We start from the raw sequence: 14016 nt of genomic DNA on the forward strand, positions 1-14016 counted from the left end.
GCGAGGCGTCGGACGACATCATCGTGCCATCTGCATGAGCGTGTTGAGCGTCTCGTCGACCGCGCTGATGAAGCGCGCGGCCGCCTCGTAGGCGTGCTGGAAGCCCATGAGCGAGACCATCTCCTCGTCGACGCTGACGCTCGAGACCCCGAGCCGGGCCGACTCGGCCTGCCCGGCGAGCGCCGTCTGGACGTCGGCGCGGCGCGAGGCGCCCTGCACCTGGACGCCGATGGAGACGACGAGGTCGCGGTAGGTGGCGTCGGGACCGGACGGCAGCTCCGAGAGCGCGGACATCCCGTCGGCGTTCTTCCCGTCGCTGGCGGGCGGCGGCGCCGAGGACGCGGCCACCCCGGACGCGGTGAGCGGCGCGAGGCGCAGCGAGGCCGCGCTCGTGCCGGCGAAGAACGGCGCCCCGGGGGCACCCGTCGCGTCGTAGCCGGCGGCCTGCCGGGCGTTGACCGTGCTCGCGAGGGACGCGGCCACGGTGTCGAGGCGCGACATGACGGTCGGGATGGTGCTGTCGAGCGTGGTGAGCATCCCGCCGATCTCGCCGGCGCCGACCGTGGCGGGCGTGCCGCTGGCCGCCCAGACGACCGACACCGGGCTCGCACCGCCCGGGCCCGTCGAGGGGCCGGACACGGCGAGGCTGCTCACGTGCGCGCCGGAGACGAGCACCGACCCGCCGACGGTCAGGGTCATCGTGCCGTCCTCCATCGGCTGGGCGATGGCGCCGACGACGTCGCCGAGCTGGCCGATGAGCTGGCCGCGGCGGTCCTCGAGCTCGGAGGTGTTGACGCCCGCGACCTTGGAGGCGCGGATCGCGTCGTTGAGGTCGCCGACGTCCTGGGCCAGCCGGTTGACGCGGTCGACCGAGGAGTTGAGCGCCTCGCGGGTGCCGCCCCACTGGGTCGAGAGCCGGCCGGCGAGCTCGCGGAACTGGGAGGCCAGCCGGCCGCCCTCCTCGAGGACGCTCGTGCGGGCCGCGCTGCTCGTCGGGTCGGTCGCGAGGTCGCCCCAGGTGCTCCAGAACTCGGCCATGCCGGCCTGCAGCCCGGTGTCGCCCGGCTCGCCGAAGGCCGACTCGACCATCGAGTAGCCGTTGGCGACCTGGGTGGCGGCGGTCGCGGCCCCGCGGGTCTGCTGGGCGCGGACCTCGAGGAGCTGGTCCTGGATGCGGGTCGTGCCGAGGACGACGACGCCCTCGCCGATGGCGGGGATGCGTCCGAACATCGACGGCACGTCGGTGCTCGAGGCGGCCGCCTGGTCGATGCGCTGGCGCGTGTAGCCCGGCGTGTTGACGTTGCTGATGTTCTGGCCGGCGATCTCGAGACCGCGCTGGGCGGCCTGGAGGGCGCTCAGGCCCATCCCGAGGGAGGAGGCGCTGGACATCTCAGGCCCTCGCGTCGACGTAGGCCGGCGTCTGCCGGGTGGGGGCGGTGTGCGGGCGGCGCTGGTCGGCCCCGAGGGCGCGGACCGTCGCGGCGAGCCGCTCGGTGACCTCGGCCTCGAGGGCTCGGGTGCGCTCGAGCGCGGAGGCCGCGCGGGGGCCGAGCCGCTCGGGCAGCCGGCCGGCGGGGCGCGGCGAGCGGCCGAGCACGTCGGTCAGGTCGTCGAGCTGCCCCGCACGCAGGGCGAGCTCGGCGCGCTCGAGGTCGCCCTCGACCGCGTCGAGCGCGTCGTCCCAGGAGAGGTCGGCCACGGTCACGACGCCTCCGCGGTGGCCGAGACGGCAGTGAACGCCTCGCGCACCGGCTCGACGAGCTCGAGCACCTCGGTGACGATCTCGGCCGACTTCGTCGCGTTCGCCTGCACGAGGCGCTCCTCGACGTAGGTGTACAGGGCGGCCAGGCCGCGGCCCTCGGGCCACATCCGCAGGTCGAGCGAGGACGAGAGCTCGCTGACGACGTCCTGCGCGTGGCGCAGGGCGTGGTGCGAGCGCTGGACGTCGCGCGCCTCGATGCCGACGAGCGCGAGGTGCAGGTCCTTGACGAGCCGGTCGAAGAGGAGCACGACGAGGCGGCTCGGCGAGGCCGTCGTCACGGAGTCGCTCTGGTAGAGGCGGCGCAGGGTGGCGGTGGTGGTCACGTCGGCTCCTGGCTCAGTTCGAGCTCGAGTTGGTGGGAAGGGTCTTGAGCTGGCCGGTCAGCCACTCACCCTGGGACTTGACGGTGCCGAGGAGGGACTCCAGGGCGGCGTACTGCCGCTTGAGGGTGTCCTCGCGCAGCGACATCCGCGTCTCGAAGGACGCGATCTGGTTCGTGTAGTCGCGGATGCGGCCCTGCTCGGACTTCACCGCGCTGGTGAGCGAGCCCTTGAGGGGGTCGGCGGCCTGCTGGGCGACGTCGACGATGGTCGAGGCCATCGTCGTGAGGTTGGCCGTCACCTTGGCGGGGTCCTTGGCGTACGCCGCGAGGAAGGCGGTCCGGTCGAGGGCGATCTTGCCGTCGCGCCCGACGGTGATGCCGGCGGCGGAGGGCTGCGAGGCGGAGCCGCCGACGGCGGCGTCGGTGACCCGGCGCACGATGTTCTGGGTCATCGAGTTGCCCAGCAGCACACCGGCGGTCTTGGTGTCACCGTTGAACCCCGAGCGCGCCCCGATGAACGAGATGGCGGAGTTCGCCGCGTCGACGAGGGCCTGCATCTTGTCCGCGATGCCGGAGGAGTCGCCGGTGACGGTGACGGTGACCGGCGTCGTCGGGTCGGCCTTGGTCGCGGTGATCGTCGCGCCGGGCAGCAGGCCCGTGACGTCCTTGCTCGCCGAGCGGACGTCGAACGCGCCCGGGCCGGTGCCGACGCGCAGGACGGTGTCGCTCGGAGTCTGCAGCTCGACGAGGTCGCCGAGCCCGCTGGTCCCGAACGCGCCGCCGGAGACCATGACGTCGGACGCGGCGCCCGTCGTGGACGAGCTCAGCTGGAGCTTGTAGGCGGCGTCGCCGACCTTGACGGTGGTGCCGCTCAGCCCGAGGGCGGAGCCGGTCGCGGCCGCGGCCACCTGGCCGAGGGTCGCACCGGCTGCGACGCCGAGGTCGGCGACGGTGGCCGTGCCCGTGCGCAGCCCGCCGGCGAGGGACATCCGCAGCTCGTCCGTGCCGGTCCCCGTGAGGGTGACCGTCGAGCCCGGGGCGACGTCGCTGAGCGTCGTGGCGACGCCGTCGAGCTCGACGACGCCGTCGGTGCCGTGGGCGGTGGTCGTCGTGTCGGTGAGGCCGAGGGCGGGGTCCGCCGAGACGACCTGGAGCGAGGCCGCGCTGCCCTCGCGGGTCGTGGCCAGGCGCAGGGCCCCGTCGTCGCCCGCGGTCGCGGTGAGGGTCCCGCCGGCCGCCCTCGTCACCTCGGACGCGAGCTGCGAGGGCGTGTAGACGCCGGCGGCGAGGCTGATGCTCTGGGGCCCGGAGCCGAGGTCGACGACGATCTGGGCGCCCGAGCCGATGGTCACGGTCGACCCGAGGGGGACGCCGGAGAGCGTCGCGGCGCCGGAGGCCTGGGTCACCTTGACGGTGTGGGACCCGGCGGAGAGGGTCGTGCCGGCGAGGAGGGCGGAAGCGCCGAGGGCGCCGAGGCCCTTGGCGGCGACGACCGGGCCGGCGGCCACCGCTGTCGAGGTCGAGGCGACCGTGCCCTTCGAGACCGCGGACCCGGCGGAGGCGACGCTCGACACCGTGAAGGTCGTGGTCCCGGGCAGGGCCGTCCCGTCGGTGACGACGGAGACGGCGGTCGGCGCGGAGGAGGTGGAGGTGGTCGTCGTCCAGCCCGAGGTCTTGAGGAGCGGGTCGGGGACGAAGAACTTCGCGGCGTCGCGGAGCGACAGCATCTGCGTGTTGAGGTTCTGCAGCACGCCGACCATCGTCTGGCTGGCGTTCTTGCCCTTGGTGAGGCCGGCCCCGGACTGCCGCTCGACGGTCATCAGCTGGCTGATGATCTGCGTCGTGTTGAGGCCGGAGATCAGCCCGTCGACTCCCGCCATGGTCCTGTTCCTTCCTCGCTGCTGGGGCTGACCGTGCGCCCGGGTCCGTGCGAGAGCCGGACCCGGGCGACGGTGTCAGTCAGTGCTCAGGCTCAGCCGAGGAGCTTGAGGACGGACTGCGGGGCGCTGTTCGCCTGGGCGAGCATCGAGACACCGGCCTGCGAGAGGATCTGGCTCCGGCTGAAGGAGCTCATCTCCTTCGCCATGTCGGTGTCACGGATGCGCGACTCGGCGGCGGCCGCGTTCTCCGACGCGACGCTCAGGCTGTTGATGGTGTGCTGCAGACGGTTCTGCACCGCACCGAGGTCGGCCCGGTTGCCCGAGACGGTCTTGATGGCGGCGTCGATCGCGGTCAGGGCGGTCGCCGCGCCGGCCGAGGTCGACACGTCCAGGGCGTCGGTGCCGAGGGTCGTCGTGTCGGCCTGCGCGAACGCGACGTCGACGGTCTGGCCGCTGTTGGCGCCGATCTGGAACGTGAAGGTGCCGGCGGTGCCGCCGGTGCCGTCGAGGAGGTTCTGCCCGTTGAACTGGGTGGTGCTGGCGATGCGGTCGAGCTCGTCGTTGAGGGCGGTCACCTCGCTCTGGATCGCGGTGCGGTCGTCCGCGGTGTTCGTGTCGTTGCCCGACTGGACCGCCAGCTGACGCATGCGCTGGAGGATCGAGTGCGTCTCGTTGAGCGCACCCTCAGCCGTCTGGACGAGGGAGATCGCGTCCTGGGCGTTGGACGTGGCCTGGGAGAGGCCGTTGGTCTGGGCGCGCAGCTTCTCGCTGATCGCCAGGCCGGCGGCGTCGTCCGCGGCGCGGTTGATGCGCAGACCCGAGGACAGGCGCTCGAGGCTGGTGTTCATCGAGCTCTGGGTGGAGTTGAGGTGCCGGTAGGCGTTCAGAGCGGCGACGTTGGTGTTGACCTGCAGACCCATGATGTTTCCTCCTTGGATGGGGTCTCGGACCGCCGTCCGTGGCGATCCGTGCCGCTCCCAGTCGGGGCGGCACTCCCCTCATCGGCGGGGCCGTGAGGGACTTGAGGCCCCGGTCGGACTTTTTCCGCCGGGGACGTTCGGGGGGTGGTGCGCGGGCTCAGCCCGCGTGCCGGACGCCGGCCGAGCGGCCGGCCAGGGTGCCCCGCTGCGCCAGGGTGGCGCGCTGGGCGATGTCGGCGTAGTAGCCGGCGCGGCGGCGGGCGGCAGCGGTCGTCGCGGCGGCCGCGGCGGCCGGGCGCTCCTCGCCGAGGGTGGCGCGCATCCCGTCACGGAGCATCCCGAGCGCCTCGGCCCGCAGCTGCGAGACCCGGGACTCGGTGACGCCCAGCTCCTCGGCGACGTCCTTGAGCAGGCGGTCGTCGAAGAAGGTGGCGCGCACGACGATGCGCAGCCGCTCGGGCAGCGCGGCGACGGCGGCGGTGAGGTAGTTCTCGCGCTCGCGCTCGACGACGACGTCCTCGGGGGTGCGCTCGTCGCGGGGCAGGGCCGCGTCGGCGATCCCGGCGTCGACGAGCGCGTCGAGGCGCACGACGACCGAGCGGTGCACGGCCTCGGAGACCTGGCGGATGTCCTCGACCCCGACGCCGAGCCGCTCCGCGACCTCGTGCGTGCCCGGCTCGCGGCCGAGCTCGGAGGTGAGGGCCCCCCGGGCGGCGTCGTGGTGGCGGGCCCGGGTGCGGACCGAGCGCGTCGCCCAGTCCATCGAGCGCAGCTCGTCGAGGAGCGCGCCCTTGATGCGGGTCGCGGCGTAGCGACCGAAGGGGACGCCCCGGCTCGCGTCGAACGACTCGGCGGCCGACGCGAGGGCGAAGAGGCCGGCCGACGTCAGGTCGTCGGTCGCCACGTGGGAGGGGAGGCGGGCGCTGAGGGAGCGCACCTCGTAGGTGACGATCGGGAGGTGCTCTCGGCAGAGAGCGTCCACGTCGTGCCGGGAGGCCGCAGGGGAGGCCGTGGTGGTCATGGACCCACTGTCGAGGGAGTCCCGGGCATGTCGCCAGCCGTAGAAGGACTCGGGGCCGACTTCGGGACCTTCGGCCACCACGGGGGTCTCCGACCGGTCGGTGGGGGTCGTCCGAACGGCCGGTTGTCGTGCCGATCCGCGCCTGCGCCACGCGTACGCGCGCGCGTGGCAGACTGGCTGGGAGGACCTGCCCCGGATCCGTGCCGCGGAGCCGCTCAAGTCCGCTCCCCCCGACCCGATGAGGACACCGTGCCCGACAGCCAGACCGACATCGCCGCCGCCTGCGCGGACCTGTCCGAGTCGCTGTGGCGCACCCGCGAGCTCCTCGACGTGCTCGCCTACCGCATCGAGGTCCAGCGGGCCCTCGTCGAGACCGCCCGCTCCGGGTGGCTCGCCCGCTCGACCCGCGAGGTCGACGACGTCATCGCGACGATCCGCTCCTCCGAGCTCGCCCGCTCGGTCGACCTCGTCCCCCTGACCACCGCGCTGGGGCTCTCCCCCGACGCCAGCCTGCGCGAGCTGACCGAGGCCGTGCCGGCCCCCTGGGACCAGGTGCTCGCCGAGCACCGGAACGCGCTCGGCGAGGCGACGGCCGCCCTCCTGCAGGCCGCCCTGTCCAACCGCGAGCTGCTCGCCTCGAGCGCGCAGGCCATCGAGGAGGCGCTCTCCCGCTTCCACGGCAGCGGCGCCGGCTCCACCTACACCGCCAGCGGCACCCGCGACCGCGACACCGCCGGGCGCCTGTTCGACGAGACCACGTGAGGGACGCGATGACCCAGCAGACCCAGGAGGCGGACCTCGACGTGCGCCGCATCCACCTGCCCGAGGGGCTGGTCGGCTTCCCCGCCACCGAGTACGAGGTGCGGGCGGTCGCGACCGGCCTGTTCGACCTCGCGCCCGTCGGCGACAGCGGGCCGAGCTTCGTCACGGCCGACGCCGCGGCGTTCTTCCCGGACTACCACCCCGAGATCGACGACGCGACGGCCGGGCGGCTGCACCTGAGCACCGCCGAGGACGCGCTCGTCCTCGTCGTCGTGACCATCGCCGAGGACATCACCCGCTCGACGGCCAACCTCCTCGCGCCGCTCGTCGTCAACACCCGCACCTCCGACGCCGAGCAGGTCGTCCTCACCGGTCAGGACCACCCGCTGCGCGCGCCGCTGGTGGCCGCATGACCCTCTCCGCGTCGCGTCCCTCGGGGGTGTCGTCGTGCTCGTCCTGAGCCGTCGGCCGCACGAGGCCATCCGCATCCGGCACGACATCGTCGTGACCGTCCTCGAGATCAGTGGCGACAAGGTGCGCCTGGGCATCGAGGCGCCGTCCGACGTCCAGATCCACCGCGAGGAGATCTACCTCGCGGTGCGCGCCGCGAACGAGGAGGCCTCGGCCCGCCCCGGCGCGGCCGGCGACCTCGCCCGCGCGCTCGGCAACGTCACCCCGCCGGCGCGACCCGCCGCGGCGCCCGCCCCGACGACCCCGCCGGCGCCCGCCCGCCCCGCGGCCCCGCGGCCGCCCCGCGACGCCTGACGCCGGGTCGGTCAGAGGCGGCCGTCGGCCAGCCGGCGGAAGGGCGTGCGCGTCGAGGACGTGACCTTGACGATGGACTGCCCGTCGGCGCTCGTGCCGATCGCGCCGTCGACGACGGTGTGCCCGATCTTCCTCGGGTCGACGCGGTAGAAGGTCGCGAGGAAGGTCAGCGCCTCCTCGGCGCCGAGGTCGGTCTCGGAGTGCCGTGAGGTGATGGTCATCGCCCGCGCGAGCGAGCCGACGCCCTGGCTCTTCGCGGCGGCGGCCGCCGCGAGGATGATCTCCTGCTGGTGGCGCGAGCGGCCGAAGTCGCCGTCGGGCAGCGACTTGCGCTCGCGCGCGTACGCCAGCACGGTGTTGCCGTCGGCGGTCTGGCGACCCTTCTTCACGTCGAGCAGGCCGAGGAAGGTGAAGCTGCGGGCGATGGTCAGCGGCAGGCCCCCGGCGTCGTCGACGATCTTGCGGAAGCCGGAGAACCCGGTGACGACGTAGCCCTCGAGGGGCAGGCCGCTCAGCGACTCGACCGTCCGCACCTGCGCCCGGCCGCCGCCGTAGGCGAACGCGGCGTTGATCTTCGAGGAGCCGCCGGTCGACAGCGGCACGTAGAGGTCGCGCGGGATGCCGACGACGCCGGCGCCCCCCTTGCCGTCGACGCCGACGACCTGGAGGGTGTCGGCCCGGCTCCCCTCGAGGTTCGTCGAGCGGGAGTCGCTGCCCATGACGAGCACGAACCGCGGCCCCTTGCCGAGCGAGGGGCCCTTGTCGAGCGAGGGCCACCAGCCGCCGACGACCTTCCAGCGCGGCCCGACGGCCAGCGTCACGTCGTCACCGGAGGTGACGACCGCGACCTTCTCCTTGCCCCAGGTGCCGAGCGAGGCCTTCGCCTCGACCCCGGTGCGTCCCTCGTAGACGGCGGCGACGGCCTTGGTCAGGGCCGCGTCGGCCCCCTCGACCGTGAGGGCGGCCGGCGTCGGGCTCGGCGAGGGCGTGGCGCTCGTCGTCGCCGTGGTGGGGGCCGCCGACGACGCCGTCGGCGCCGGGTCGCCGGTGCATCCCGCGAGGAGCAGGGCGGCGGTGGCGACGGAGGCCACGGCGACGGGTCGCCGGCGGGCGGCCGGGGGGCGCGGGGACGCGAGCGGGAACGCGGAGGGCATGGGCAGGAGGGTAGGCCCCGGTCCCGGACGCCCCGGGACCGGCCTCAGGCGTGTCTCAGCGCGGCACCTGGTCGGTGCGCGGGCGGCGCGACCCACGCACGTGGCGGTCCCACGGCGCGGCGAGGTACTCGCCGAGGACGGTGCCGGTCGCGATGGCCAGCAGCACGCCACCGGCCGACAGCAGGGTCGAGAGACCGGACTGGAAGGTGAGCAGCCCCGAGTCCTCACCCTGGGCGACGAGCTCGTAGAGGCCGCGGAAGATCGTCAGGCCGGGCAGCAGGCCGAAGCTCGCGGGCACGACGAGGACGAGGGAGGGAGCGTCCATCCGTTGGGCCAGCAGCCGGCCGAGCACCCCGACCACGACGGCCGCGATGCCGGTGGCCGTGACGGACCCGACCCCCGGGCCGCGGGTGAGCACCGCCGAGACCGCGACCCCGACGATGGTGAGCAGCCCCATCGGGAGGATGAGCTCCCGGCGGCTCTGCACGGTGACACCGGCGGCCAGCCCGACGACGAGCGAGGCGAGCAGGGCCGGGAGGATCGGCGCCTGCGTGACCCGCAGGTCCAGCACGTCCGGTGAGACGAAGCTGCTGCTGGTCCAGCGGGTGAGCGTGAGCATCGCGCCGAGCCCGGACGCGATGCCGATGATCAGCCCGGTGAGCGACAGCAGGACGGCGAGCAGCCGCCCGGCGCCGGTCAGCGGGTAGCCGAAGATGACGTCCTCGATCGCCGAGGCCATCGTGCGCCCCGGCAGCATCGCGACGATGCCGCCGGCCACGACGAAGGCGAAGTCGCTCTCGTCGAAGGGGATGCCCCCCGTCGCGCCGATCGCGTAGAGGCCACCGGCGAGGAGCGTGGCGGCGAAGGCGTTGATCGCGTTGCCGTAGAACTCGGGCAGGTCGACGCGCGCGTGCAGCCGGGCGATCCCGGCGACCGCGAGGACGACCCCGATGGTCGCGAGCGCCGCGAGCGCGCTGGCGCCGATGACGACCGCGACGGCGGAGGCGAGGACGGCGTTGGCGAGCGAGATGGCCCACTTCGGGTAGGTGCGCGGGGTCCGCTTGAGCTGCCGGAGCCGGTCGGAGGCCTCCTCGGGGGTCACCTCGCCGGCGACGAGCGACTCGACGAGGCGGTGCACGGCGACGAGGCGCGCGTAGTCGAAGCGGGTGTGCCGCACGACCTTGAGCATCGTGTGCTGGCGGCCCTCGGCGCTGCGCGCCTGGACGAGGATCGACTGGAGGGTGATGTCGAGCTCGACCTGGTCGACCCCGGCGGCGGCGGCCGTGGCGGCGATCGCGCCCTCGACCTGGGGCGCGCCGGCGCCGCAGCGCAGCATCAGCGCGCCGACGCGCAGCGCGAGGTCGAGCCCGCGCTCGATCGTCGGGTCGGGCGCGGAGGCACCGGGGATGCGGGCGTGCCGGTAGGGCGTGCGGCGCAGCAGGTCGGCCATCGGCATCGGCTCGGTGGGCAGGTCGCCGCGCAGGATGCGGGCGCGCCGGGTGCGGGGGTCGCTCACAGCTGCGGCACCACCTGGTCGACCCAGCCCGGGGCCTCCTGGAGCGGCCACCACGACGGCCCGCCGCGGCTGACGGTCAGCGCGGTGAGGAGGGCCCCGCCGAGCAGGAGCGCGACGACGAGGACCTGCCGGACGCCGGGGTGCGCCGTGCCTCCGCGCACGAGGCTGCGGCTGCCGCGGCGCAGGCTCGCGCCGCCGGGCCCCCACCACGCGGTGAGGGCGGTGAAGACCCCGCCGGCGAGGAGGGGCACGACGCCGTCGGCGCGGGTCGACCCGCCGGTCAGCCCCCCGACGACGAGGGCGCCGGCGAACATCGCCGAGACCCCGACGAGCAGCGGGAGGGCGAGCGTCACGAGGGTGCCGACGGCCCCGACGACCGCGTGCCACGGGCTGCTGACGACGGCGACCGCGACGTCGCTGCCGCGCGCGCCCCGTTCGTGGCGGCGCACGACGAGGGAGGTGACCGACCGGTCGGCGGTGCGGGCGAGGACCATCCACACCGCGAGGGCGCCGAGGGCGACGAGCGGCGCCGCGGCGGCCAGCCCGGCGAGGAGGGCGAGCAGCGCCAGCAGCACGCCGGAGCGGGTCGGCAGGCCGATGCGCGGGTCGGTGCGCGCCTCGAGGACGTCGTCGTCGCGCTCGCCGGTATAGGGGGCGGGCGGGAGGGCGTGGGGCGGCGGGCCCGGGCGGCCGGCGCCGGTGGGGGGCGGCGGGAGGGGCTGGACCTGCGGCTGGCGCTGGACCCGGGGGGCCACCGGCGGCAGCGCGGCGGAGGCCGCCGGGGTGGTGGGGCCCACCGGGGCGGGGAGGACCGCGGTGCCGGCGGCCGGGAGGGCCTGGGTCGCGGGCCGGGCCCGGCGCACCTCGATCGCCGAGGTCGCGAGCTCGCCGCGGGCGTAGCGCTCGAGGGCGCGCACGACCTCGTGCTGGTGCGGCCGCTCGTCCGGGTAGGGCGAGAGCGCCGCATAGAGCAGGGGCTCGATGCGGGGGTCGACCGCGACGAGGTCGGGCTCGCCGGCCGCGACCCGGGCCAGGACGGCGTTCATCCCGCCGCTGCCGAAGGGCGGGGTGCCGCTCGCCGCGAAGGCGGTCGTGGCCGCCCATCCCCACCAGTCGGTCGCGTCGGTCACGTCGTCGCCGTGGACGACCTCGGGCGCGAGGTAGCCCGGCGTGCCCATGACGAGGCCGACGCTCGTGAGGCGCACGTCGTCGACGACGTGGGCGATGCCGAAGTCGATGAGCACGGGGTCGCCGTCGACGAGGAGGACGTTGCCCGGCTTGACGTCGCGGTGCACGACGTCGGCGGCGTGGATGGCCTCGAGCGCCTGGGCCAGGCCGTCGGCGAGGCGGTGCAGCTCGGGCGGGGGCAGCGGGCCGCGCGCCGCGACGTGGTGGTCGAGCGCGGGCCCGTCGATGAAGCGGGTCACGACGTAGGGGGTGTCGCCGTCGACGTCGGCGTCGACGACCGGCGCGACGAAGGGGCTGCGGATGCGTCCGAGCGTGTCGACCTCGCGGGCCAGGCGGCGGCGGGCGTCGGGGTCGTGGGCGACGTGGGCGCGCAGGACCTTGACGGCGACCGCCCGGCCGTGGCGGTCGAGCCCGAGGTGGACGACGCCCATCCCGCCCTCGCCGAGGCGCTGGACCAGCCGGTACGGCCCGAGCCGGGCATGCGTCCCCGGGTCGTCGGGGTCCGGGGACGGATGTCCGTCCACGGGGGCGTCGGCGGTCATGGCTCCACGGTAGGCGCTGGGGCTGGGTGCGCGCTGGACGGGTGCAGCCCCCATCACCCCTCCCCCGTGCACCGATCGTCGAAAGCGACGATTTCTGCACGCCTCACGCGAGCGGACCGTGCACCGATCGTCGAAAGTGTCGATTTATGCACGCCTCACGCGAGCGGACCGTGCATCAATCGTCGAAAGTGTCGATCTGTGCACACCTCACGCAAGCGGACCGTGCACCGATCGTCGAAAGTGTCGATTTCTGCACGCCTCACGCGACGGGACCGTGCACCGATCGTCGAAAGTGTCGATTTCTGCACACCTCACGCGAGCGGACCGTGCACCGATCGTCGAAAGCGTCGATCTGTGCACACCGGGGCGACGCCGGCCGGCTACTGCTGGATGTACCGGCCGGCTACTGCTGGATGTAGTCGCGCAGCTGGTCGCGCTCGGCCTGCAGCGTGTCGATCCGGAACTTGACGATGTCGCCGATGCTGACGATCGCGCCAAGTGCGCCGTCGACGACGACCGGGACGTGCCGGATGCGCCGCTCGGTCATCCGCGAGGCGAGGTCCTCGAGGGAGTCCTCGGGGGTACAGGTGTGCACGTCGGCGGTCATGATCCGCTCCACCGGGGCGTCGAGGAGGCCGGCGCCGTCGGAGTGCAGGTGCCGCACGACGTCGCGCTCGCTGACGATGCCGTGCACCGTCGAGCCGTCACCGCTGACGACGACCGCGCCGATCCGGTGCTCGGCCAGGAGGGCCAGCAGCTCGGTGACGGTGGCGTCGGGCCGCACCGTGACGACCACATCACCCTTGCGCTTGACGACGTCCGCGATCCTCATGGCCCAACCGTAGGGACTCCCGGCGGGACGCGCCAGAGGAAGGAGGGGCGCCCCGCCACCCCGTGGGACGGTCCTCGCGGTGCGGGCGGGTCGTCCGGCATACTGGCGAAACCGTTTGCACCGACGCAGGCGGGAGCTCCACCCCTTTACAACGGATCGTCCGGCACGTTCCTGCCGGTGAAGGAAAGGCAACGACGCCATGGCAACTGTGAAGTTCGACGAGGCCACCCGCATCTACCCGGGCAACGACACCCCCTCGGTCGACAAGCTGAACATCGACATCGCCGACGGGGAGTTCCTCGTCCTCGTCGGTCCCTCCGGCTGCGGCAAGTCCACCTCGCTGCGCATGCTCGCCGGCCTCGAGGAGGTCAACGGCGGCAAGATCTGGATCGGTGACCGCGACGTCACCGACCTCTCGCCGAAGGACCGCGACGTCGCGATGGTCTTCCAGAACTACGCGCTGTACCCGCACATGACGGTCGCCGACAACATGGGCTTCGCCCTGAAGATCGCCGGCGTCGACAAGGGCGAGATCCGCAAGCGCGTCGAGGAGGCCGCGAAGATCCTCGACCTCACCCAGTACCTCGAGCGCAAGCCGAAGGCCCTCTCCGGTGGCCAGCGCCAGCGCGTCGCCATGGGCCGCGCGATCGTCCGCAGCCCGCAGGTCTTCCTCATGGACGAGCCGCTGTCGAACCTCGACGCCAAGCTCCGCGTCCAGACCCGCACGCAGATCGCCAGCCTCCAGCGCCGCCTCGGCGTCACGACCGTCTACGTCACGCACGACCAGGTCGAGGCCATGACGATGGGCGACCGCATCGCGCTGCTCAAGGACGGCATCCTCCAGCAGTGCGCGACCCCGCGCGAGATGTACGACAACCCGGCCAACCTCTTCGTCGCCGGCTTCATCGGCTCCCCCGCGATGAACCTCGTCACCGTCCCGGCCTCGTCCGACGGCGCGAAGTTCGGCAACCACTCGGTCGCCATCCCCCGCGAGGGCCTCGAGCACGGCGGCTCGCACGTCGTCGTCGGCGTGCGCCCCGAGGACGTCGAGATCACGACGAACAACGACGGCCTCGAGCTGACCGTCGACGTCGTCGAGGAGCTCGGCGCCGACGCGTACGTCTACGGCACGCCGACCGACAGCAACATCAGCCTCGTCGGTGGCGACGACAACCTGGCCAAGCCGTTCATCGCGCGCGTCGACGGCCGCTCGGTCCCCGAGAAGGGCTCGAAGGTCTACGTCTACCCCAAGGCGCAGCACATGCACGTCTTCGACCCCGACAGCGGCAAGCGCCTCTGAGGCCCACCCGCCGACTCGCCCGCACGCGACGACGCCCCGGACGAGACACTCG

General features: G+C 73.9%; 14 protein-coding genes. 4 read left to right on the plus strand and 10 right to left on the minus strand.

Features of this window, described 5'->3' with window-relative positions; all coding sequences use genetic code 11:
* Positions 1-18: 18 nt before the first annotated feature.
* The 6 genes from flgK to HL663_RS01080 form a co-directional block, all read right to left on the minus strand.
* Positions 19-1389: a flagellar hook-associated protein FlgK gene (gene flgK, locus HL663_RS01055; RefSeq protein WP_173026658.1), complete on the minus strand. Its 1371-nt coding sequence runs from the start codon at positions 1387-1389 to the stop codon at positions 19-21.
* A 1-nt stretch (position 1390) separates the two neighbouring features.
* Positions 1391-1699, minus strand: a complete 309-nt coding sequence (locus HL663_RS01060; protein ID WP_173026659.1) for a hypothetical protein — start codon at positions 1697-1699, stop codon at positions 1391-1393.
* Between the two features lie 2 nt (positions 1700-1701).
* Positions 1702-2085, minus strand: coding sequence for a flagellar export chaperone FliS (gene fliS, locus HL663_RS01065; RefSeq protein ID WP_173026660.1), 384 nt, complete (start codon positions 2083-2085; stop codon positions 1702-1704).
* A 13-nt stretch (positions 2086-2098) separates the two neighbouring features.
* Positions 2099-3964 carry a flagellar filament capping protein FliD gene (fliD, locus tag HL663_RS01070; RefSeq protein WP_173026661.1) on the minus strand — a complete coding sequence of 622 codons (1866 nt, stop codon included), beginning with the start codon at positions 3962-3964 and terminating at the stop codon, positions 2099-2101.
* Positions 3965-4056: 92 nt separating this feature from the next.
* Positions 4057-4884, minus strand: coding sequence for a flagellin N-terminal helical domain-containing protein (locus HL663_RS01075; protein WP_216842644.1), 828 nt, complete (start codon positions 4882-4884; stop codon positions 4057-4059).
* Between the two features lie 157 nt (positions 4885-5041).
* The gene (locus tag HL663_RS01080) at positions 5042-5905 is read right to left on the minus strand and encodes a sigma-70 family RNA polymerase sigma factor (RefSeq protein WP_173026662.1); all 864 of its coding nucleotides are present in this window, start codon (positions 5903-5905) and stop codon (positions 5042-5044) included.
* Between the two features lie 249 nt (positions 5906-6154).
* On the opposite strand from HL663_RS01080, the gene flgN reads away from it, so the two are divergent.
* The 3 genes from flgN to csrA are packed head-to-tail and all read left to right on the plus strand — an operon-like array spanning position 6155 to position 7432.
* A complete protein-coding gene (flgN, locus tag HL663_RS01085; protein WP_286175836.1) occupies positions 6155-6667 on the plus strand; it encodes a flagellar export chaperone FlgN in 513 nt (170 codons plus the stop codon).
* An 8-nt stretch (positions 6668-6675) separates the two neighbouring features.
* The gene (gene fliW, locus HL663_RS01090; RefSeq protein WP_173026664.1) at positions 6676-7080 is read left to right on the plus strand and encodes a flagellar assembly protein FliW; all 405 of its coding nucleotides are present in this window, start codon (positions 6676-6678) and stop codon (positions 7078-7080) included.
* 34 nt (positions 7081-7114) lie between these two features.
* Positions 7115-7432: a carbon storage regulator CsrA gene (gene csrA / locus HL663_RS01095; RefSeq protein WP_173026665.1), complete on the plus strand. Its 318-nt coding sequence runs from the start codon at positions 7115-7117 to the stop codon at positions 7430-7432.
* Between the two features lie 11 nt (positions 7433-7443).
* Here the strand turns inward: csrA and HL663_RS01100 are convergent, their stop codons facing one another.
* The 4 genes from HL663_RS01100 to HL663_RS01115 all read right to left on the minus strand — a co-directional run bounded on the left by HL663_RS01100 (position 7444) and on the right by HL663_RS01115 (position 12664).
* Positions 7444-8586 (minus strand): LCP family protein, encoded by a 1143-nt coding sequence (locus HL663_RS01100; protein ID WP_173026666.1) that lies wholly within the window; start codon positions 8584-8586, stop codon positions 7444-7446.
* A 55-nt stretch (positions 8587-8641) separates the two neighbouring features.
* The gene (locus HL663_RS01105; protein ID WP_173026667.1) at positions 8642-10102 is read right to left on the minus strand and encodes a threonine/serine exporter family protein; all 1461 of its coding nucleotides are present in this window, start codon (positions 10100-10102) and stop codon (positions 8642-8644) included.
* Complete coding sequence (locus tag HL663_RS01110; RefSeq protein WP_173026668.1) at positions 10099-11832, minus strand: serine/threonine-protein kinase; 1734 nt, start codon at positions 11830-11832, stop codon at positions 10099-10101. The genes HL663_RS01105 and HL663_RS01110 overlap by 4 nt, the downstream gene beginning before the upstream one ends.
* A gap of 403 nt (positions 11833-12235) precedes the next feature.
* Positions 12236-12664, minus strand: coding sequence for a CBS domain-containing protein (locus HL663_RS01115; RefSeq protein ID WP_173026669.1), 429 nt, complete (start codon positions 12662-12664; stop codon positions 12236-12238).
* A 199-nt stretch (positions 12665-12863) separates the two neighbouring features.
* Here HL663_RS01115 and HL663_RS01120 point away from each other — a divergent pair, with 199 nt between their 5' ends.
* Positions 12864-13964 (plus strand): ABC transporter ATP-binding protein, encoded by a 1101-nt coding sequence (locus HL663_RS01120; protein ID WP_173026670.1) that lies wholly within the window; start codon positions 12864-12866, stop codon positions 13962-13964.
* The last annotated feature ends 52 nt before the right edge of the window (positions 13965-14016 follow it).

The organism is Arthrobacter sp. NEB 688, assembly GCF_013201035.1.
Lineage (GTDB): Bacteria > Actinomycetota > Actinomycetes > Actinomycetales > Dermatophilaceae > Phycicoccus.

Coding starts and splice junctions, on each gene's coding strand:
- HL663_RS01100 (WP_173026666.1), bottom strand. CDS start 8,586: ATGCCCTCCGCGTTCCCGCTCGCGTCCCCGCGCCCCCCGGCCGCCCGC.
- fliW (WP_173026664.1), top strand. CDS start 6,676: ATGACCCAGCAGACCCAGGAGGCGGACCTCGACGTGCGCCGCATCCAC.
- HL663_RS01120 (WP_173026670.1), top strand. CDS start 12,864: ATGGCAACTGTGAAGTTCGACGAGGCCACCCGCATCTACCCGGGCAAC.
- HL663_RS01115 (WP_173026669.1), bottom strand. CDS start 12,664: ATGAGGATCGCGGACGTCGTCAAGCGCAAGGGTGATGTGGTCGTCACG.
- HL663_RS01110 (WP_173026668.1), bottom strand. CDS start 11,832: ATGACCGCCGACGCCCCCGTGGACGGACATCCGTCCCCGGACCCCGAC.
- HL663_RS01080 (WP_173026662.1), bottom strand. CDS start 5,905: ATGACCACCACGGCCTCCCCTGCGGCCTCCCGGCACGACGTGGACGCT.
- fliD (WP_173026661.1), bottom strand. CDS start 3,964: ATGGCGGGAGTCGACGGGCTGATCTCCGGCCTCAACACGACGCAGATC.
- HL663_RS01075 (WP_216842644.1), bottom strand. CDS start 4,884: ATGGGTCTGCAGGTCAACACCAACGTCGCCGCTCTGAACGCCTACCGG.
- flgK (WP_173026658.1), bottom strand. CDS start 1,389: ATGTCCAGCGCCTCCTCCCTCGGGATGGGCCTGAGCGCCCTCCAGGCC.